The sequence below is a fragment of the Niabella yanshanensis genome (assembly GCF_034424215.1).
Lineage (GTDB): Bacteria > Bacteroidota > Bacteroidia > Chitinophagales > Chitinophagaceae > Niabella > Niabella yanshanensis.
Genome location: NZ_CP139960.1, coordinates 4655070 through 4677095 on the forward strand (window position 1 = coordinate 4655070; position 22026 = coordinate 4677095).

Here is a 22026-nt window from a genome sequence, read left to right on the forward strand (position 1 = left end):
AATAATCAGTGGGAAGAAGCAGGTATCCCCTTTAACTTTGAGTGGTCTATAAACCAATTTGTACCATGAACAGATTTTTAATGATAGCTTGCTGCCTGTTGTTTTTAAGTACAGGTTTTGCCCAAAGCGATACTGCTTTGATACAGGTGGATCTGGACCAGGAGCTTGGTGATAGGCAGCCATTATGGGCCTGGTTTGGTTATGATGAACCCAATTATACCTATATGAAGGATGGTAAAAAGTTACTAAGTGAAATTGCTGCTCTAAGTCCTGTACCGGTGTACGTACGTACGCATTCGTTAATGGTAACCGGAGACGGAAAGGCTGCACTAAAATGGGGAAGCACCAATATGTATACCGAGGATGCGGCAGGCAACCCGATCTATAACTGGACCATTGTAGATAGCATATTTGATACCTATATTAGAAGAGGCATGAAGCCGCTGGCCCAGATCGGTTTTATGCCGGAAGCATTGTCAACCCATCCGCAACCTTACCGGCATTACTGGAAGCCGGGAGATAAGTACAGTGATATCGTCACCGGTTGGGCCTATCCTCCAAAAGATTATAATAAATGGGCAGAGCTCGTATTTCAATGGGTAAAGCATTGCGTAGACCGGTATGGTAAACAAGAAGTGGAAAGTTGGTATTGGGAAGTATGGAATGAGGCAGACGGGTATTACTGGAAGGGGACAAGGGATGAGTTTTTTAAACTGTACGACTATGCCGCAGATGCCGTTAAACGCGCCTTACCAACGGCGCGTGTCGGGGGCCCAAATACAACCGGTGGAGCGATGAAGTGGCTGGATGCTTTTATAAAACACTGTCTTTATGAAAAGAATTATGCTACGGGCAAAATCGGCGCTCCGCTAGATGCAATCCTGTTTCATGCCAAAGGATCGCCCAGGCTGGTTAATGGGGTGGTTGTGATGAGTATCCGCAACCAGTTGCGAAATATAGAAGACAATTTCCGGGTAATTGCCAGGTATCCCGAACTGAAACATCTTCCCGTGATCCTGGGAGAAAGCGATCCCGAAGGTTGTGCAGCCTGTGGCATGGCTACAGATCCTCAAAATGCTTACCGTAATGGTACCATGTACTCAAGTTATACGGCAGCATCATTTGCCCGGAAATATGAATTGGCTCAGCGATACAATATGAACCTGATCGGAGCGGTAACCTGGGCTTTTGAATTTGAGGACCAGCCCTGGTTTTACGGCTTTCGGGATCTGTCTACCAACGGCGTTAATAAGCCGGTGCTCAATGTTTTCAGAATGTTTGGTATGATGAAAGGAAAACAGGTAGCAGCAGAAAGCAACCGCCGTTATGCTTTACAGGAAGTGCTAGACTCCAGTATTCGCCGCGCTGCTACAGACATCGGAACACTTGCCTCTAAAGATCAGCGTTCTGCAACGGTAATGATCTGGAACTATCACGATGCTGACGAAAAGGGTATCATGGCGCCTGTACAACTCTCTGTAGCCAACCTGCCTGTTAAGAACGTGAAGCTGACCCATTATCGTATAGATGATGCTTACAGTAATGCCTATGAGCATTGGAAGAAAATGGGATCGCCCCAACAACCTACTGCATCCGAGGTGAGGGAACTGGAGCGGTCGGGACAGCTGCAATCTATTGAATCTAAAAATGTCAATGTGCGGGGAGATGGAAGTATTGATACCCGTTTTGCATTACCAAGACAGGGCGTGTCATTAATAAAGCTGGAATGGTGATAAGCAGGTTGCAAGCGGAGCCGTTGTTGGAAGAAGACCCAATTTTAAAGCAGGACGCAGCAGGACAATTAAAGCAAACCTGCATTTATTTTCGTAGCTGCTTCCGGGTATCATGTTGACGATGATGTGCTGTATGGCAAAGCAACTTTTTTTATTTATCCCCCGGATTTTAATATCGACGAATATGATGAAAACAAGAAGTGTCGGCGTCCTGCTCCTGTGTATATGGGTGACGTTATGTTCTTTTCAAAAGGGCAACAAAGTGCAGGTAAATGAGACAAGAGTGTCCACTCCTTTTGGACAATTAAAAATATTGACCCCCGATTTTAGTAAATGCGCTGAATTTAATATTGCAAAATTTGGCGCGGTTAAAGGCGACAAGGAACAAACTTCGGAAGCTATTGCCGAAGCTATCAACGCTGCCAGCACTGCGGGGGGAGGAATCGTAGTGGTTCCCGAAGGAGAGTGGCTGACTAAAAAGATCCATCTGAAAAGCAATGTGAATCTGCGTATTGATAAAGGTGGGCTGTTGTTGTTTTCGGAGTCTCCTGAAGATTATTTGCCAGCTGTTCATACTACCTGGGAGGGCATGGAATGTCTGAATTATTCACCGTTGATTTATGCCTACCAATGTAAAAATGTGGCAATCAGCGGTGAAGGGGAAATTAAAGCCCAAATGGATACCTGGAAACAATGGTTCAGTCGTCCACCTGCTCACATGCAAAGTATCAAAAGATTGTATAACCTGGCGCAGGATTATACGCCCCTGAGTCAAAGAATGATGGTCAACGACAGCGCGCACCTGCGTCCGCAGTTCATCCAGTTTAACCGTTGTGAAAATGTATTGCTGGAAGGTATTACTATTACCAATAGTCCTTTTTGGACCATTCATCCTTACCTGAGCAGAAATGTCCTGATCCGTAAGCTAAAAGTATATGCGCATGGACATAACAATGATGGGGTGGATCCCGAAATGAGTCAAAATGTATTAGTAGAAGACTGCGAATTTGATCAGGGTGATGATGCGATCGCTATTAAATCGGGCCGAAACCCCGAAGGTTGGCGGCTTAAAACACCATCAAGAAATATCGTTATCCGTAACTGTTTCGTGAAGAACGGGCATCAGCTGGTGGCAATCGGCAGCGAATTGTCGGGCGGTATCGAAAATGTATATGTTGAAAACTGCAAAGTCGCCGAAACTAATAAAGAGCTGATGCATTTGCTGTTTATTAAAACCAATGAGCGTATGGGGGGGTATGTGAAAAATATTTTTGTTCAAAATGTAACAGCGCATCATATCAAAGAAGGTATCCTGGGTATCGATATGGATGTATTGTATCAATGGCGCAACCTGGTACCCACGCGTATAAAAAAACTGACACCAATACAGGATGTATACCTCAGCCAGGTAAAAGCGCAGTCGGGTAAGTTCGTGGCTAAGATCAATGGTAGCCCGGAACTTCCTGTAAAAAATATAAGGTTACTGCAAACAGATATGGCTCAGGTTTCGGAAGAAAAAATACAGGAGAAAAATGTGTCGGGTTTCCTGTTTCAATAAGTGTTTGATGAAGTTTCATCTTTTTATGAGCGGGCTGAAGCTGTAAAAATTGGGGTAAGGCTAAAGATAACTGGTGACATGTCTGATTTCAGTGGCCGGGCCGGGAACAACCAACAAAAAGTAATTTAATACTAAAAATATACAGAACATATGAACAGGAGCCATTTTACATGGAAGCTGCTGATAATAGCAGCAGTGTTGTTCTTGGTGCAGACTACACAGTCTGCCTGGTCGCAAAAGTTTAAACAATGGGCGCAAACACCTCCCATGGGGTGGAACAGTTGGGATTGTTATGGTCCTACCGTTGAGGAGCATGAAGTGAAAGCAAATGCAGATTATATGGCCAAATATCTTAAGGCTTATGGTTGGGAATATATAGTGGTAGACATTCGCTGGTTTGTAGAAAACGATAAAGCCGGTGGATACAACCAAACCAATCCGCGTTATGTACTGGATGAGTATGGCCGTTATCAGCCCGCAGTCAATCGTTTCCCTTCAGCCGCAGGAGGTAAGGGTTTCAAAGAGCTGGCTGAATATATCCATAAAAAAGGGTTGAAGTTTGGTATTCATATTATGCGCGGTATTCCTAAAGAGGCCGTAGACAAGAAGTTGCCTGTAAAAGGTACAGCTAATATAACGGCTGACCAGGTATATACCACCGAGCTGCAATGTAAATGGCTTAAAGACAACTATACGATACTGGCTGATAAACCGGGTGCACAGGAGTATTATAATTCGATCATGGACCTATACGCGTCCTGGGGTGTTGATTTTATCAAGATCGATGATCTGTCCCGGCCTTATCACCAGCGTGAAATAGAACTGATCCGGAAGGCGATCGATCAAACCGGCCGCCCAATCGTATTAAGCACTTCTCCCGGTGAAACACCTGTTGAAAATGCTGCGCATGTACAAGCCCATGCCAATATGTGGCGCATGGTAGATGACGTATGGGATGTGTGGAAGGATATGACCCATTTAATAAAAGTAGCGCAGGGTTGGTACCCTTATATACAACCGGGAGGCTGGCCTGATTGCGACATGATACCTTTGGGACGTATCTCTATCAGGGGTGAACGTGGTAATGATCGCATGACGCGCCTTACAAAAGATGAACAGTATAGTTTGATGACCTTGTTTACCATTTTTAAATCGCCATTGATGTTTGGCGGAGATCTCCCAAGTAACGATACTTTTACTTTATCCTTACTTAGCAATAAAGAGGTGCTGAAAATGCACAGGGAAGCTACCGGTGTAAGGCAGCTGTTCCAGGTTGAAGGAAAAGTCGCAATCACATCGCGGCATCCTAAGACGGGAGAGGTGTACCTGGCCTTATTCAATGTTGGGGATGGTAAAGAGCCTGCTGAACTTAATGTGTTATTAGCTGATTTAGGCTTTGATGCTAAGGCTAAAATAGTAAACCTGTGGACGGGAAAAAAACTGGGAGTGATTTCGGGAAATTTTAAACAGGAACTGCTGCCTCATGCTTCAGGCTTATATAAATTTACGGCCGTTCGCTAGATAAATCCTACCGGCATAAATCTTACCAGTCGGGGCCTGTTAAAAAGCCCGGTAAGAACAGGTAAATCTGTTCAAACCAGGCTAGGGCTTAGGGGGGCTGCACAAAGAAATTATAAGAGGGTATTGAAAAAAACGGGATTTTTCCCGTTTTTGAGTATAAGTGATTCGATTATAAGATCGTTTGTATCATTAATGAAAACTTGTCCTGGTTTATCTTATTGAGGCATGACATTTGCCTTATACCAGGAAAATGTAAGATCGCTCTGGAAGCAAAAGCCCTAAAACCGCCTTTAATATGCCTGATATCCCAACAGGAAATGATCCATGTCCACCTTTTGCAGAGGCTGGCAAGGACCTGCTGATCGCCACCTATGTTATCTGTATTCCATCCAGAAAAATTGTTTATAACAATTATGACATACGCATATCGCTTGGGTTTAGCGAACAGGAGTTGGCTTCTATGTCTTCCACTGAGAGTTTTTTATTGTATCATCCGGAAGACTATCCCGCGATCAGGGATTTTTATAACAACGCAAAAGATATTAAAGAGTTATATGATCAATTTGTGTATTACCGGCACCTCGATCATTCAGGTAGCTGGGTACTCCTTCGTGCCAGCAAGAGAATTTTAAAAACAGATGAGAAGGGAAAGGTTAGCCAGGTACTGGTGACTGTCGAAAAAGTAAGCCGGCCAGAGGGGGATACAGACCAAAGGGATACCGGAGGGACTGAACAACAAACAATCGACAAGTACCGTACCTTATTCCATAATATGGATGAAGGTTATTGTATCATCCAGATGCTATATAACAGGCAGGGGTTTTGCAATAACTGGCGCTTTCTGGAAGTGAACCCTGCATTTGAACGGCATAATGGAATCGTCAATGCAACGGGGAAAACGATCCTGGAAGTAACGCCCGGGATCGAACAGGTTTGGTTTGATATTTACGGAAGGGTGGCAGAAACCGGGGAGAGTATACGTTTTGAACAGCAGTCTGATGCTTTACAGCGAACGTTTAATTTATATGCTTTCAGGGTGGGAAACCCGGCGGAGCGGAAGGTAGCGGTGTTGTTTACCGATATTACTGCGCAAAAAGTGTCTGGGGAGGCGTTACGAAAGAGCGAAGAGCATAACAGGGCAATTGTAAGCCAGACAAGCGTAGGGATTTTTGGCGCCGATCTTGATGGTCATATCACTTTCTTAAATGAAAAAGCTTCTCAACTTTTCGGGCTCTCGAAAAATGAAGGAATTGGCGTCAATGTACTGGATATCACGGTTCCCGAATTCAGGGAAGCTACTGTGCAAAAGTTTGGTAAACTCATAGCTGAAGGCAGATCCTTTGAGTCGGAGAAACGCATGTTTCGTAAAGATGGCTCCGAGTTCTGGGCGAATGTAAGTGTAGCCGGTATCTTTGATCAGTTGGGAGAAATAAAGTCAGTAGTGGCCGTTGTAATTGATATTACCCAACGTAAAGCGGCTGAAACTGCTTTGCGCGAAAGTGAACAGCAGTTAAAGGAACTGCTTCGGCTGAAAGATGATTTTATTGGTATTGCCAGTCACGAATTGAAAACCCCGGTTACCAGTATGAAAGCCTATGCTGAGATCGTTAAAGAAAGTATGGAGCAATTAGGCGATAAGCAGAACAGCTACCTGCTTTCTCGTTTAAATCAGCAAATAGACCGCCTTACAACATTGATCAGGCATCTGCTGGATACCAGCCGGATATCGGAGGGGCAGTTGCAGCTGGCATCTGAAAATGTAGATATGAACAGTTTATTGCTTGAACGGGTAGACGAAATTAAACGAACTACCGGTCACCAGTTTGTTTGTCACTTAGGAAAGCTTCCGGAAATACCGGGCGACCGCGAGCGTCTGGCGCAGGTAATGACCAATCTTTTGTCGAACTCAGTTAAGTATGCGCCGGCTCATACTACTATTACAGTATCCTCCGAACTGGAAGATAACGCTGTGAGGGTTACGGTGCAGGATGAGGGACCTGGTATTGCTACAGCAGATCAGGAAAAGATTTTTGAAAAATTCTTCCGCAGCGGAACCAAAGTGATGAGCACTTACCAGGGTATGGGATTGGGGCTATATATTACGGCCCAGATCATCCAAAAGCACGGCGGTGAGCTGGGCGTGCAAAGCGAATATGGCCGGGGCGCAGCTTTTTCGTTTACCCTCCCGATTAGAAAAGAAATAGTTACATAGGAACTCCTGGAAAGGTTCATGAAAAAAGTGTTAAAAGCCCGGGCTATAGCTTTTATGGTACAGTACTTGGCATAAAGTGGTAAAGTCTCCGTGATAAACGGATTTTATTAACCTATAAAATTTATAACGATGAGTAAATTTACAGACCAGGTAAAAGGAAATTGGAACCTTGTGAAAGGGAATCTGAAACAGAAATGGGCCGATCTCACAGATGATGACCTCTTATATGAAGAAGGACAGGAAGACGAGGTGATTGGTCGCATTCAAAAGCGGACCGGTGAAACAAAAGAAGACATTAACCGGTTTATCGACGATCTGAAATTTGATTAGTCGTGAGTTTGATTTTTTTCTACATCGATACCCCTCAAAAGCAGGGGTATTTTTATAAATTTTATTGCCTGTTTATTAGTTCCTGGAGAAAGGGTAACTGTGCCGGATTGATTTTTTGCTGTGCCTCCTCCTGCGAAAACCACGCCCATCGGTCCACCTCCGGAACCTGTATGTGTTTGCCCGAGCGGGGTGGCCATTCTAAGCTAAAAAGGTTACTGGTGCAATCACCGGTTACAATATCTCCTTTCACAGCCCAGGCTTGCACCCACTTTCCGCTTTTTTGTCGAACAGGAGTAAGTGAAATAAAATCGCCGTCAATTTCTTTACCGGTCTCTTCCTTAAACTCTGTTCTTGCCCGTTCCAGTGCATCTTCATGTGCTTCTATTTCACCTTTGGGTATCGACCAGGCTCCCGCGTCTTTATTTTTCCAGAAAGGACCACCCGGATGTACCAGGAAAAAATAGTATTCATCTTTTTGTATTTTAAACAATAGTATGCCTGCGCTCATTTTCATGTGCTATCAGTTTTTGATCCTGCTTTTAAGATACAACAATTTTTGATCCATACGAACCACAGCTTTTTTCATAGAAGAGGGCGCATTCAGGCGATATCCTATAGAAATATGGCCTGTAGTTCTATTGTCTTCTGTAACCACAGTAGTGCGTTGCTGACGGAAGGCCGTTTCAATAGTGCGAAGGTATATGGCTGAGAAAAAGCGCTTCCCATTATAGCCCAGGCCAATGCTGCCACCCAGCCTGAAAACGGGGTTATTTTGATGGGCTTTTATTGTCCCGTCAATTGTGTTGTTTTCGGTAAGAGTATGTGCAAAGCCGGCTTGCAAACTCAGGCCCGCCGACGCATAGAATGACTTTAAATAAACAAAAGTATAGTAATAGGCTGGCCCCGCTAATAGCTCCAGGGTTTTAGATTTTTGTCTGACGGAGCCGGCAGTAAATGGCGATTGATCATCACTTATATAGTAGCGGTAATTAAAAACAGGTATGAAGCTGCCTGCACTTTTTACTTGCCGTTCAGCATGCGTCACTAATGAGTTTACTGAAAATTGAGGATTGAAATTGTAAGCAGTTGCCCCCTGGTATTGCTTCAACACAAGGTCGGGAAACTGAATATAAGCTTGCCCTCGTGTCCAGCCGGTGCGATAATCTGCTGTGTTTTCGAGGTAATATCCTTTGGTACGGTTGTAAGAAAAGGATTGTTGCCAGTGCCTGAAATTGAAACCTGCATTAAATCCTCTTATGGTTGTCTTCCCCATTGTGGCCATTGTGTTTTTAGCAGTAAAGAGGTGAGGCGCAATATTGAAGCCAAAAGAGAGATATCGGTAGCTGAAGCTTAGGCGATTGTTGCCTGCAGCATTAGCCGCCAGTTTTATGTCGTTTGTGCCATTTAGTACAGCAAGTCTTTCTACATCGCTGTTTTGAGTCAGTTTTATAGTAAATAAAGAATCTGTACGCTCAATTTTGGATGGGTGAACATTTTTGCTTTGGGCCGTGCTTTCACCTGACAGGCATGTTGCCACAAGAATGAACAGGAGTTTAAGTGCAGTAATGCTTTTTTTATTTAACCTCAGAACTGTCACTTGTTTTAGTTTCAGCATGCATATAAATGTCCTGCGCCGGAAGCGGTATGGTAATATTGTTGGTATTGAAAGCTTTTTCGATCTGTATCAATACATCGCTTTTGATCTGCGACCACTCCCGTATATCGGTTGCCCAGAAATGAATCAGGAAGTCAATAGAACTTCCTGCGAAATCTTTCACCAGCACAACAGGAGCAGGGAAGTGGGCTATTCTCTTGTCTTTAGAAACAATGCTCAACACCAGCGGTTTTATTTTTTCCAGATCGGTACCATAAGCCACACTTATCATAATATCTACTCTGCGCGTTGCATCGTTCAATGTCCAGTTTACCAGGTGCTCATTTAAAAGATCTCCGTTTGGAATTACTACTTCGGCTCCATCTGACGTGGTCATAATACTGCTTCTGAAGCCAATAGACTTCATAGTCCCGGTTCGGCCCCTGATCTCTACAATATCTCCAACGTTAACCGGTTTTTCGAATGAAATGATTAAACCGCTCACCAGGTTATTGATCAGCGTTTGTAAGCCAAATCCAATGCCCACGCTTAGGGCGCCAACTATGATAGTGATCTTATCCAGGGGGATGCCTGCCGCTGCAAATGCTAGGAATATACCTGCGCTGATAATGGCGATGCGTACTAATAATAACCAGCTTCCGATACCTCTTACCCGTTTACCTTCGTCATCATGCTTATCAGCTGCAAAAAAAGACACTACTTTAGATACAACGGTAGCAATAATCAGTATTCCAAAAAAAGTAGCAATATGGGTAATAGTAAATGAGTAGGCACCTAAGGTTCGGGTTTTGGCCATAAAATGGATAACGGGATCCGTTATCCGGTTGAAAGCGTAAAAGTTTCTTCCGAGCAATATGACCCAGCCTATAATAAAAAAGGCCTTGAAGAGCGTAGGGGCGGTAGTGCCAACCTGTTTAAAATTAAGGTAGAACAGGTTGCGTTCGGGTGTTTTATAAAGCTCATTGGCATATAGCAATCCTTCATTAATCAGCCGGATGGTCCAGGCAAATGATATTCCGGTTACAATATTGAAGATGCCGGTAGTGAGCAACATTTTGGAAAGGTTATACCTGCCATAAATATTGGCTATGGCAGCTCCCATCTCCAGGAGTACTGCCAGCCCTATAAAGTAAATAATCCATTTTTCCTTTAGCTCCTTCTTTTTACCGGTAATAAAAATAATCAGCATGGCAAAAAAACAGGACAGCGATACGGCCAGCATGATCCATCTTTCCGGCCGGGATGCCTGCAGTACCAGGTTAATTCCGGATGCGATAATGAAAAAGACGAAAACGGTTAGCCATACGATCCACCAGTAACGCGTGATAAAGCCGCGGAAGATAATGGTTAACGAAATGCCCGAGCTTAACCATAAAAGGAGATTGAATATAAAAGGAGGTAGTATAAAAATGAACTGGAAAATACTGATCACAATAAGCATTGCAGAAAGAAACGGGTAGCGGAACACCAGTTGCCCGGTCATATCGCCGGACAACCGGCCATCTTCTGCCAACCGGTTCCTGAGGGAGCGGATAAAAATATAAGACATAAAGATCAAGATGAATAAAATAATGATCTTGCCTATATTATTTCCTGCATAAAAAAGCAGCGCAAGCTCTCCCTTTAAGGCAGATATAGTAATTATTTCTTTAAGAGATCGTTTAAAATGAATGGAATCGCCCAGGTTGGAAAAGTCCCTTTTGAAAGTAGTGGCGGCCAGATCCCTTTGATAATTTTCAATATTGTCTGATGTAGTTGACAATACGTTGACCATTGAATTTACCTGCTGTTGGGTAAGCTGTACATTGTTAATAGCTTGCTTTACAATACTGTCGGCAGGAGCGATAACCCTGGCAGCTACAAGCAGTTCAGAAAAATATTGAACGGCGCCCATCGAGTCGGCCGGGGTGATAAAAAGAGCACTGTCTGTTGCGAAAGAATCGATCTTATTCCTGTAATGTAATAATTGTTTGGTGTAGGCATCCAGTTTTAGCTTTCTGGTGTTAAGCCTTTGTTTCAGTTCATTGACCAGTATATCAGATGTGACCAGGTTCCTGTAAGTTTGCGCAGTACCCGGATTAATAAGAATGCCATCAAGGCTTACCTGGTACCAGTCGGTAATCTGTCGCAACTCCCTGGAAAGCCCTGCCGTGTCAATCCCGTTCTTTACAAAGTCTTTTGCATTAAATGTTTCATTTTTGATAGCTTCTAAGATTTCTTTTCGTCGCGTAGCTGCCAGGTCCTGCCGGAATTCAAAAAGGCTCTGCCGGATTTCCATTTCACCAAATCTCCTTGCTTTTTCTACAATAGAATTGCTATCTGTAACAGAAATCACCGAATCCTTCCGGACTGTATCTGTAGCCTGTCCCAACGCATCTACAACTATTAGCAGCAGGATCTGGGCGAAAAGAAGGTTCAGTATTAATTTGGCTTGACGATATGATAGGGCTTTTTTCAAAAAACAGGTGGCGGTTTAGATTTATAAATGTAGCTCCAAGATGTATAACTAACAAATTATATCGAACTAAATATTGAATTTGATTGTATACTTCGATGCATCAAGATATTTTGCAGACTGTATTCTTAAGGAGGCAGGGATTTTGTATCTTCGGTTTATCATACCACTCTAAACCAAATAAGTTATGAAAAAAATCCTGTTGATGCTCGGCGCCTTTCTGTTTTCTTCACTGATTTGTATCTCTCAAAATGCCCAGAAACCCAAAAGCGATCTGGTATTGAAAATAAACGGAGATGAATTACAAGGCAAAGTGTTGGAAATAGGTGATAAGGTGAGACGCTCACCTACAAAATAAAAAAGCAGGATATTTTAAAAGTGATTTACGCGAGCGGTCGGGTAGAGTTTTTTAATAAACCTGCGCTGTCATCCGAAAAGAACACAGGCCCGGGCGCTTCAGTCAGCGGGCTGCAGGAGCACCACAACAAAGTAGCTATTCTTCCATTTGCCTATATCAAAAACAGCCAGTCTGCCAGCGATGAAATGAGTCTGAAAGCGCAGAACGATACCTACATGTTGTTAAGCAAGCATGCTGGCGGATTATCTGTTATAGATCCCCGAACCACGAATGCATTGCTGGCTAAAGCAGGGATCAGCCGCGCCAATATTACAGGTTATACCATGGAAGAAATATGTAATGTGCTGGGTGTAGAATTTGTTGTAGATGGCACCATTACCCAAAACCTGGCCTCCAATACTACCACTTCGAGTTACAGCAATGACAGTAAAGGTGACAAGGACGATAAAAAGCACAGTTCTTATGAATATGGAAGTACTGTGAACAGAAGTAATTATGAAACATCGGTAACCTTGAATATTTACACCGATAAGAATAATGCGATCTTCAACGAGCAGCGCAAGGCCTTGCTGGTACAAAATGAAGGAGCTTATGATAGCCCCTTGCAATACTTGTTAAAGCGTTGCCCGCTGTATAAGAAATAGCCTCCATTGCAATTATGCTTACACATTTTGATGCTGCAGAAAAGTATACATGATGATCCGACGGGCGGATGGTTACATATCCGCCGGGATCGCAGAAAATATATATCCTGGTTTATGACTCAAAACGCATCCGCTGTATTCTTACCGCGTTTAGAATGGCCAGTAATGCAGCCCCTACATCCGCAAAAACGGCTTCCCATATAGTGGCCAGTCGGCCCGCGCCCAAGATGAGTACAATGCCTTTGACCACAAACGCCAATGTGATATTTTGCCAGACGATCTTTTTGGTCTGCCTGCCAATATTAATGCCAATGGGAATTTTTACCCGGTTTGTCACCCTGTATTACGATATCGGCTGTTTCAATGGTAGCGTCGCTGCCAAATCCGCCCATAGCAATACCTGCATCGCTTAATGTCACTACAGGCGCGTCATTTACCCCGTCTCCTGTAAAAGCTACTGTTTCTTTCCGGGTTTTGATCTCTTTAGCCTTATTGACTTTGTCTTCAGGCAGCAGGTCTCCAAAAGCATTGTCGATACCTAATTGCCAGGCTTCGGTGTTTTCCCATTGATCAGTTCTTTAGCGCCGGCCTTTGTATATACTTTTTGTTCCTGTGTACAGCAAATCTGCTGGCCCTGCGCATTGTATTGATGCTGAGGTTTCATAGCAATAATCTTTTAATTGTTGTTAATAGAGCCGCTCGGGGCGGCGGGTAAGTAGGGGATTGTGATGGGGAGTAACACAGTTCATCATTCTTGTTTTAATGTTCGTGCCCTCCGGCATTCGCCAGCTTAGCGTTAATAAAGAAGGCGCCTTTTGTAACCAGCTTCGCGTTGGCTGAGATTTCCTTTACGGGTGTTACCGCTGTATAGCCTAGTTCAGACACACCTTTAACGATCTCTACTTTTTCGAAATTCATTGTGGCGCCACGGGTTTTTAGTTTTTCTTTTGGCGCATGATCCCCGCCGGCCTCATGTTCATGCCCGTCTTCTTCCTGAGCCGGGGCTTCCGGCACTTTGTCTGTTTGGATGAATATGTAATTTTTTCCGTCAGCTTCCACAATAGCGTCATTAGGTACCGTAGTAGCAGGCACATTGTCAATGCTTATCATGCCGGTAATATTCATGCCATCTATCAGCCCGGTTTTATTACCTGTTACCGTGCAGTGAACCGCAACGGTTTTACTTTCATTTTCGAACGAAGATCCGATATTGAAGACTTTTGCTGTATAAGTATTGGTTGGATTATTCGTTAGCGTAAAGTTGACTGACTGGCCTATTTTAATATGCGGAAGGTCTTTTTCGAAAACCTGCAGATCCAGGTGAAGCAGGCTGTTGTTAACGACTTCAACTACCGGAGATGATACATCTACATAGCTGCCGATTTTTGCAAATTCAGCACTAACGGTACCATTAACCGGGCTGGTAACTACTAATGCAGATCTTAGATTGGAAGCACTTACGGAAGAAGGGATTATCCCCATTAACTGGATCTGCCGGTACAGGGATGCTTTGCGGGTTCGTAGGGCGTTAAGCTCGGCAGTGGCGTTCTGGAGGTTCTTCAGGGCGCCGGCATTACCTTCATTCAACTCCTTTTGTCGCTGCATTTCCTGCCCGGCCAGCACGATCCGGCTGTCGATGGTAAGGTACTCTTCCTGCAGTTGTATAAACTGTGGATTTTCGATAGTAGCAATCACCTGACCCTTGCTTACATGGTCGCCCATTTGTACCCTAAGAGTTTTGATGACGCCTCCGTAAAGTGAGGTAGCATTGGCCTTATTATTATTGGGCACCCGCAATGCACCGTTGGCTTTAATGGTTGCGGTCAGGTTTTTGTTTTCAAAATTACCTAATATTATTCCTACAGCCTTCATTTGCTCTGCAGTGATAGTGGCTATGGAAGATGAACCACCTTCGTCATGTTCTGCTTGAACACTGGTTGCTTGTTCTTTTGCTTCTGGCGACCTCTGGTCGCTTTGCTCTTTATTGCTGCAGCTGGTAAAAGAAGCGATGACAAGAATACTTGTTATAAATATATGGATGATCTTCATTGCTGTTATTTGTTGTTATAGTAATTGAATTGGATAACGGATTGGTTGTATTCGTTCAATACATCCAGGTAGCTTTGCCGGATGCCTATGGCCTGGCTAAGGAACTGGCTCAACTCGGCAAAACTGATTTCTCCGGCCCGGTAGCTTAAGCCGGCTGCTTTAATAATCTCTTCCGCTTGTTTTAAACCAGAGGTTTCATAGAAGCTGACCAAAGAACGGTTTTTTTCGATAGCGGTTAATGAGATGGCTTTTTGTGTTTGTAACTGCTGTGTCTGGTAGGCAAATGATTTTTCGGCTACTTCCCTTTCGGCCTCAGCTGCTTTTACTTTGCTGCGATTGGCTCCTGTTCCAAATAAAGGGATGGCGGCACTCACAGAGAAGCCGGTAAACGGGTCTTTGGCTCCCCATACACGCTGGCTAAAAAACCTGCCGGAGAAATCGGGCCTGTTCGTATTCTTTTGAACTGCAATGTTAGAAGCAGCTATGTCTATGTTTTGCTGCTGCAGTTGAAGTAAAGGGTGTAAGCCGCCGTTTTCTGACAGGTCGGTAGATAGCTTTTCGAGCGAATGGGTAACCGGTAGCAACCATTCATTTTGATTCAGTAAGATCATCAACTGTTGCTGTTGCAAAACCATATCTTTTTTATTCTGCTCAACAAAAGCCTGTATCTCCCGTAGTTTTGCTTCTGCCGCTATTTTGTCCAGCTTAGCTACATCGCCCGTACGCAATCTCAGGTCTGTCGCTTTCAAAAGATCGGTATAAATGCTATCTAAACTTCCATATAACGCCTGCTTGTCCTGCAAATACCATAAACTATAGTAGGCCGTTTTTACATCTTTTTTGATTACCGCATTTAAAGCCTCTGTATTGAGCTCCGCATACTTCAACTGAGATGTGAAGTAACTTTTGCGTGCCGCGTACAAACCGGGCCAGGCAATACTTTGAGATATACCGATCTTCAATATGCCTTTATTGTCGGAAGGGCGCAGGTCTTCATTTTCTGCAAACAGGCCTGTTTTAGGAATATCGTTGGCCGTGTGCACATTGAGCATGGCACTGCGTATTTCAGATTGGTTAATGCCTATTTGCAGATTGTTTTTTACAGCAGTTTCTACGGCCTCATTAATAGTGATGCGCTGCTGTGCATGTCCGGATGTAAATCCGGCAAGGCATATCAATAGTATAGTAGCAGGAGCTTTCATGTTGCTGTTTTTTGTAAAGCTGAGCTTTGTATTAAAAATGATGTACAGGAGCGGAAGCACAAATAAGGTCAGAAAAGTGGCTGTAGCCAGTCCGCCAATGACAACAGTTGCCAATGGTTTCTGTACCTCGGCGCCGGCGCCCGTGCTGATAGCCATTGGTAAGAAGCCAAGCGATGCAACGGTTGCAGTCATCAATACCGGGCGCAGCCTGATTTTAGTTCCTTCTATCACCCGTTTCAATACGTCTGTCCAGCCTTCTTTTTTCAGCTGATTGAAAGTGCCGATCAATACGATACCGTTTAATACAGCCACACCGAAAAGCGCAATAAAGCCGATGCCGGCACTGATGCTAAAAGGCATGCCCCGAAGCAACAGGGCAAAAACGCCCCCGATAGCGCTCATAGGGATCGCTGTAAATATGAGTCCGGCCTGTTTAAAGGAATGGAAAGTAAAATAGAGCAGCAGGAAAATTAACAGGAGCGATATGGGCACGGCTATACTCAGCCGGTTACTGGCTTCTTTCAGGTTTTGAAATTGTCCGCCATACGTAAAATAATATCCCGCGGATAATTGAACCTTTGCAACCAGTTGTTTTTGTATATCCGTCACCACGCTTTCCACATCTCTGCCGGATACATTAAAGCCGACTACAATACGGCGTTTGCTTTCTTCACGGCTGATCTGTGCTGCTCCAAGCTTATAGCTAACTGTAGCCACCTGTGACAGAGGCACCTGTATACCTGTATTAGTGGGTACCATTAAATTACTGACATCATCAATACTGCTACGATAGGCGCTGTCCAGCCGAACCACCAGGTCAAACCGGCGCTCATTCTCATAAATTTCCCCGGCGCTTTTTCCAGCAAAAGCAGTACTCACAATATCGTTAACACCTTGTACGGTCAATCCGTAGTTGGCAATGCGGGTACGATCATATTCAATGTTGATCTGCGGCAAACCTCCTACCTTTTCCACCTGCGGAGGGGTAGCGCCTTTCACAGTCCGGATCACTTCAGCTGTTTCTTTAGCCAGCAGGGCAAGGGTATCCATGTTCTCTCCAAAAATTTTTACGGCCACATCCTGTCTTACGCCGGTCATCAGTTCGTTAAAACGCATTTGTATGGGTTGATTTTTTTCAAAAAATACACCAGGAATTACTTCCAGCTTTTCCATGATCGCGTCTGCGAGTTCGGTATAGCTTCTACCGGATTTCCATTCTTTAACCGGCTTTAAAATAATCACCAGGTCAGATGCTTCCGGTGGCATGGGATCGGTTGGGACTTCGGCTGCTCCCGTTTTACCTACCACCATTTTCACTTCTTCAAATTGCTTAATGATGCGCGATGCCTGCATAGAAGTCACTACACTTTGATTGAGCGAGCTGCCCTGGGGAAGAATGCAATGAAAGGCAAAATCGCCCTCCTGGAGTTGTGGGATAAACTCTCCTCCCATCCTGTTGAATAAGAAGATACATAGTATGAAGACCGCAACGGTAGCGCCTGTTAGCCAATACTTGATCTGAATGGCTTTTTTTAATAATGGCTGGTACCAGCTTTGTAAGCGGTCCATCATTTTGTCGCTGAAGGTCTTTTTAAGAGTTACCTTTTTGGGAAGGAACTGTGCACACATCATAGGGATATAGGTAAGTGATAGGATCAATGCACCCAGGATAGCGAAGCCTACTGTTTGCGCCATGGGGCGAAACATTTTCCCCTCTATGCCTGCCAGTGTCAATATCGGTATATAGACAATCAGGATAATGATCTCGCCAAAAGCTGCGCTGCTCCTTATTTTGGAGGCAGATTCAAATACTTCATCATCCATTTCCTGCTGCGTGAGTTTTTGAGTTGATTTTCGCAGGCCCAGATGATGTAAAGTAGCTTCCACGATAATTACGGCACCGTCAACGATCAGTCCAAAGTCAATGGCGCCCAGGCTCATAAGATTAGCACTCACGCCAAAGATATTCATCATGGCGAGGGCAAACAGCAATGATAAGGGAATGGCAGAAGCGACGATTAAGCCGGCACGCAGGTTGCCCAGGAAAAGAACCAGTACAAATATTACGATCAGGGCTCCTTCAATAAGATTTTTTTCTACGGTCTTAATGGCGCGGCCTACCAGGTCGGTCCGGTCTAAATAAGGCTCAATAATTACATCAGCGGGTAGCGATTGCTGAATCGTAGGCAGCTTCGCTTTGATACGTTTCACTACTTCATTGCTGTTTTCTCCTTTAAGCATCATCACCACACCACCCACAGCATCTACTTCGCCATTAAAGGTTAAGGCGCCATAGCGTATTGCACTGCCGTAACGGACGTCGGCAATATCTTTCACAAAAACGGGAATATTGCCGGCCGTTTTTACGGCTATGTTTTTAATGTCTTCCAGGCTGGTGGCTAAACCTATACCTCTTATGAAATAAGCATTAGGTTTTTTATCGATATAAGCTCCGCCTGTATTCTGGTTATTTTGTTCAAGCGCGGTAAATAGTTCAGGGATGCTAATACCCATCGCTTTTAACCGGTCAGGGTTTACTGCTACTTCGTATTGTTTTAACTGTCCGCCAAAGCTATTGACTTCCGCAATACCCGGCGTGCCGTATAGCTGCCGGGCAACGATCCAGTCCTGCATGGAGCGAAGGTCCCTGGCGTTGTATTTTCCTTCGCTGCCTTTTTTGGGGTGGATAATATATTGATACACTTCTCCCAGGCCTGTGCTCACAGGAGCCAACTCCGGTGTGCCAATGCCTTTTGGAATGGTCTCTTCGGCCTGCTTTAGTTTTTCATTAACGAGTTGCCTGGCGAAATAAATATCAATATTGTCTTTAAAAACAACGGTAATTACAGAGAGACCAAAACGGGAAATACTCCTGGTTTCTTCAAGGCCGGGAATGTTCGCAATACTTCTTTCAATAGGAAAGGTAACCAGCTGCTCCACTTCCTGGCCAGCCAGCGTGGGACATACGGTGATGATCTGAACCTGGTTGTTGGTAATGTCCGGTACTGCATCAACAGGAAGTTTGGAGGCGCTCCATACTCCCCATATGATCAGCAGCAGGGTCATGATGCCAACGGCAAGTTTGTTATTTATACTGAACCTGATAATTTTATCTAGCATTTTTGAATCAATTAATACGCAATAGAATGATGGGTCATCCTTTTAAAAACAAGGAAATAACCGGGTGTGCTTAACGGAAGGATATGAAACTCCCGGCTCTGATAATAATAGAGGGGAACTGTGTACCGGCACACAAAAAATTACATACTAAGCATTGATCTTAGGGGGCTGCCAGATATTGCCAAAGTAAGCGGAAATAAAAAAAGTGGAATGAACGGGATATTGTAATGTGCCCGTTAAGCCAGGCTTCAGGTCTATTGCTTTAATAGGTTGTAAAGCAAACCCGGCGATAATATTACAACAGGTGCAGGCACAAAACGGGCTGCAGATATCATTGTGATCATTTTGATGATTATGATTGGACGCCTGTTCTACCTGAGATTGCCCTGAGCTACTGTTACACTCATTCCGCGCATCACTACAAGGCAGGAGAGAAACCACCATGAGGTACAAGCTGAATACAAGTGTAAACAATTTCATTGTGGCAAAGGTATTGACATCACTTATAGGTGCAAAAAAATATATTGCATCCCTGTTTCAAAACAAAACCGAAACATAAGCGACTATTCCTCATTTGAATGAATATCGTGTATTTTTTAGATGAATTAGGTACATTTGCCAACCGTGAAACATTGGATGGGCTACATATTGGTTTTTTACCTGATGGCATCAGCGGTGATACCCTGTAGTGTTTTGGATAATTGTGAAGATGAGGTAAAAACAGCACATCAGTATGGTCCGGAAGGGAAAGAGCACGAATGTAAAAATTGTTCTCCTTTTTCCATCTGTTCGCCCCTGCAGGGTTTTTACCCGGGCAGCATTAGTTATACAGCCAACTTGCATCTTACTGTTTTTGAAATTGACTATAACCACTTTATTGCAGGATTAGTATCTGATTATTATCCAACATTGCTACAGCCGCCCCGGTGTTAATAGAATTGTGATCATTCTATTATTTAATTAACACAGCCTTTATAAATGAAAAAAATATTTCTATCGGGGATAGTCATGCTATTGGCATGCATGGTCTATGCCCAACATACTTTACACCTATCCGTAAAACATAAAGACGATCATCATCCCCTCGCAGCCGCAACCATTATATTAAACCCGGGGAACCGTTCAGCGGTGGCCGACAGTAGCGGGAACGCGATTTTCGATAATCTGCCTGAAGGAGTCTATTCAGTTACCGCAAGCCATATTGGTTTTGACGCGGCTCAGGCAACGGTGGTAATTCCCCGTACTGTTATATCGCCGCTGGAGCTCCTTTTAGATCATGATCATGGCCATGAACATGAAGAGGAAGAAGTGGTTATAAGAAGTACCCGCATCAGCAGGTCGATTGCTAATACTCCTACAAGGATTGAAGTAATCTCCGGCGAGGAGCTGGAAGAAAAAGGCAATATGAAACCAGGCGACATCAGGATGCTTCTGAATGAAAGCACAGGAATACAAACCCAGCAAACTTCCGCTACATCTTTTAATGCAGGTATTCGTATCCAGGGCCTGGATGGACGCTATACTCAAATATTGCGGGATGGTTACCCGCTTTACTCCGGATTCGCCGGTAGCCTCTCTTTATTGCAAATAGCGCCACTCGATCTCAAGCAGGTAGAAGTGATCAAAGGTTCGGCTTCGACGCTTTATGGTGGCGGCGCCATCGCTGGTTTGGTCAACCTGGTTTCTAAAACCCCGGGAGAAAACCGGGAACTTAATTTCCTGGCAAATGGAACAACCGGCGGCGGGCTCGATCTCAGCGGGTTTTACAGCGAGCGGTATGGCAAAGCAGGAGTAACTGTATTTGCTTCCCGAAACAGTAACAAAGCTTTTGATCCGGCTGGTATCGGATTAACGGCTATCCCAAAATTTGAACGATATACCATTAATCCGCGATTGTTTTTATACGGGAAAAAAACTACGGCCGACATAGGAATTACGTATATAACAGAAGACCGAACGGGGGGAAGCATGGACTATATCCAAAATGGGGGGACGGGCTTTTTTGAAAAGAACAATACGGACAGGATCACGGCCCAGTTTGGAATTGCACATAAAACAGGCAAGAATGCTACGCTGCAATTGAAAAACAGTTATAGCAGGTTCGACCGATTGATTGCAGCTCGGGGATATAGCTTCGATGGTTTACAGCAGTCTTCTTTTTCTGAACTTACCTGGAACCGATCGGGTGAAAAAGCCGATTGGGTTGTAGGCTCCAATGTATGGACCGAGGCCCTGAAAGAAAATGGCCAGTCTGAAAGTACTCTGCGCAACTACAATTTTAATACCTACGGTGTATTTATACAAAATGCCTGGACGGTATCTGATTTCTTTGTTGTGGAAACGGGGCTTAGAGGCGATTATAATACGGATTATGGCTTCGAATGGTTGCCAAGACTGTCGGCGATGTTCAAGGTAAGCCCAAAACTAACAACCCGTTTGGGCGGCGGATATGGTTATAAAACCCCGACAATATTTACCGAAGAAACTGAGCGAAGACAGTTCCGGAACCTGTTGCCAGTCAACATAAACCACTCCGCGAACGAACGTTCTACCGGTGGGAACTGGGATATCAACTATAAAACAGATATAGGTGAAGTCGGCCTTAGCTTTAATCATCTGTTCTTTTACACAAAGTTGAACCAGCCGCTGATACTTTCTGATGCCGGCGACGGGAATGTGGAATTGACTAATTCAGCAGGTTACCTGGATACAAAAGGCATGGAAACGAACCTGCGACTGACTTACGCCGATTTTAAATTGTTCCTGGGTTATACTTACACCGATGCCAATACCCATTTTAACGATAAAGAATGGTTGCCGTTAACGGCCAGGCACCGTTTGAATAATGTTTTGATGTATGAGATAGAGGAGAAGCTAAAGCTGGGGCTGGAAGCATATTATTACAGTCCGCAAAAATTAAGTGACGGGGTGCGGGGCAAATCCTACTGGGTCACTGGTTTTATGGCCGAAAAGCTTTGGGAGAAATTTTCGGTATTTATCAATTTCGAAAATTTTACGAATACCCGTCAAACCCGCTTTGATACCATTTTTACAGGTACGGTCGATAACCCTGTATTCAGGGATATTTATGCACCGGTTGACGGATTTGTAGTGAACGGAGGCATTAAGATCAGGTTATAATAAGTACTCAGGCATATAACCTCAGGCTGCCCGATAACCGGGCAGCCTTTTTAGTTTACCGGATGATGCGCCGGTGACGCGCTTTTGA

Annotated in this window: 17 protein-coding genes; 9 read left to right on the top strand and 8 right to left on the bottom strand. The window is 44.2% G+C overall.

Going from position 1 to position 22026, the window contains the following annotated elements; all coding sequences use genetic code 11:
- The first annotated feature begins 65 nt into the window (after window positions 1-65).
- The 5 genes from U0035_RS19375 (at window position 66) to U0035_RS19395 (ending at window position 7354) form a co-directional block, all read left to right on the top strand.
- On the top strand, window positions 66-1733 hold the full coding sequence (locus U0035_RS19375) for a GH39 family glycosyl hydrolase (RefSeq protein ID WP_114790595.1): 1668 nt from the start codon (window positions 66-68) through the stop codon (window positions 1731-1733).
- A 184-nt stretch (window positions 1734-1917) separates the two neighbouring features.
- On the top strand, window positions 1918-3291 hold the full coding sequence (locus tag U0035_RS19380; protein WP_245957692.1) for a glycoside hydrolase family 28 protein: 1374 nt from the start codon (window positions 1918-1920) through the stop codon (window positions 3289-3291).
- A gap of 150 nt (window positions 3292-3441) precedes the next feature.
- The gene (locus U0035_RS19385) at window positions 3442-4812 is read left to right on the top strand and encodes a glycoside hydrolase family 27 protein (RefSeq protein ID WP_114790596.1); all 1371 of its coding nucleotides are present in this window, start codon (window positions 3442-3444) and stop codon (window positions 4810-4812) included.
- Window positions 4813-5107: 295 nt separating this feature from the next.
- The gene (locus U0035_RS19390) at window positions 5108-7024 is read left to right on the top strand and encodes a sensor histidine kinase (protein WP_114790597.1); all 1917 of its coding nucleotides are present in this window, start codon (window positions 5108-5110) and stop codon (window positions 7022-7024) included.
- Between the two features lie 129 nt (window positions 7025-7153).
- Window positions 7154-7354 (top strand): CsbD family protein, encoded by a 201-nt coding sequence (locus U0035_RS19395; RefSeq protein ID WP_114790598.1) that lies wholly within the window; start codon window positions 7154-7156, stop codon window positions 7352-7354.
- 61 nt (window positions 7355-7415) lie between these two features.
- Here the strand turns inward: U0035_RS19395 and U0035_RS19400 are convergent, their stop codons facing one another.
- The 3 genes from U0035_RS19400 to U0035_RS19410 are packed head-to-tail and all read right to left on the bottom strand — an operon-like array spanning window position 7416 to window position 11427.
- On the bottom strand, window positions 7416-7868 hold the full coding sequence (locus U0035_RS19400; protein ID WP_114790599.1) for an NUDIX hydrolase: 453 nt from the start codon (window positions 7866-7868) through the stop codon (window positions 7416-7418).
- Between the two features lie 6 nt (window positions 7869-7874).
- Window positions 7875-8891, bottom strand: coding sequence for a DUF4421 family protein (locus U0035_RS19405; RefSeq protein WP_162817832.1), 1017 nt, complete (start codon window positions 8889-8891; stop codon window positions 7875-7877).
- 37 nt (window positions 8892-8928) lie between these two features.
- Window positions 8929-11427, bottom strand: coding sequence for a mechanosensitive ion channel family protein (locus U0035_RS19410; RefSeq protein ID WP_114790601.1), 2499 nt, complete (start codon window positions 11425-11427; stop codon window positions 8929-8931).
- A gap of 184 nt (window positions 11428-11611) precedes the next feature.
- Here U0035_RS19410 and U0035_RS19415 point away from each other — a divergent pair, with 184 nt between their 5' ends.
- Together U0035_RS19415 and U0035_RS19420 are read left to right on the top strand one after the other, a co-directional pair.
- Window positions 11612-11782: a hypothetical protein gene (locus U0035_RS19415; protein WP_162817833.1), complete on the top strand. Its 171-nt coding sequence runs from the start codon at window positions 11612-11614 to the stop codon at window positions 11780-11782.
- A 20-nt stretch (window positions 11783-11802) separates the two neighbouring features.
- The gene (locus U0035_RS19420; RefSeq protein ID WP_114790602.1) at window positions 11803-12426 is read left to right on the top strand and encodes a hypothetical protein; all 624 of its coding nucleotides are present in this window, start codon (window positions 11803-11805) and stop codon (window positions 12424-12426) included.
- 112 nt (window positions 12427-12538) lie between these two features.
- Here the strand turns inward: U0035_RS19420 and U0035_RS19425 are convergent, their stop codons facing one another.
- The 5 genes from U0035_RS19425 to U0035_RS19445 all read right to left on the bottom strand — a co-directional run bounded on the left by U0035_RS19425 (window position 12539) and on the right by U0035_RS19445 (window position 19277).
- Window positions 12539-12763, bottom strand: coding sequence for a hypothetical protein (locus U0035_RS19425; protein WP_245957693.1), 225 nt, complete (start codon window positions 12761-12763; stop codon window positions 12539-12541).
- 201 nt (window positions 12764-12964) lie between these two features.
- A complete protein-coding gene (locus U0035_RS19430; protein ID WP_262510848.1) occupies window positions 12965-13090 on the bottom strand; it encodes a hypothetical protein in 126 nt (41 codons plus the stop codon).
- 95 nt (window positions 13091-13185) lie between these two features.
- The gene (locus U0035_RS19435) at window positions 13186-14475 is read right to left on the bottom strand and encodes an efflux RND transporter periplasmic adaptor subunit (protein ID WP_114790603.1); all 1290 of its coding nucleotides are present in this window, start codon (window positions 14473-14475) and stop codon (window positions 13186-13188) included.
- A gap of 5 nt (window positions 14476-14480) precedes the next feature.
- Window positions 14481-18797, bottom strand: coding sequence for a CusA/CzcA family heavy metal efflux RND transporter (locus tag U0035_RS19440; protein ID WP_114790604.1), 4317 nt, complete (start codon window positions 18795-18797; stop codon window positions 14481-14483).
- Between the two features lie 147 nt (window positions 18798-18944).
- Complete coding sequence (locus tag U0035_RS19445) at window positions 18945-19277, bottom strand: DUF6660 family protein (protein ID WP_114790605.1); 333 nt, start codon at window positions 19275-19277, stop codon at window positions 18945-18947.
- Window positions 19278-19421: 144 nt separating this feature from the next.
- Here U0035_RS19445 and U0035_RS19450 point away from each other — a divergent pair, with 144 nt between their 5' ends.
- Both U0035_RS19450 and U0035_RS19455 read left to right on the top strand, forming a co-directional pair.
- Window positions 19422-19730, top strand: a complete 309-nt coding sequence (locus tag U0035_RS19450) for a DUF6660 family protein (protein WP_162817834.1) — start codon at window positions 19422-19424, stop codon at window positions 19728-19730.
- A gap of 45 nt (window positions 19731-19775) precedes the next feature.
- A complete protein-coding gene (locus U0035_RS19455) occupies window positions 19776-21938 on the top strand; it encodes a TonB-dependent receptor (RefSeq protein WP_114790606.1) in 2163 nt (720 codons plus the stop codon).
- The last annotated feature ends 88 nt before the right edge of the window (window positions 21939-22026 follow it).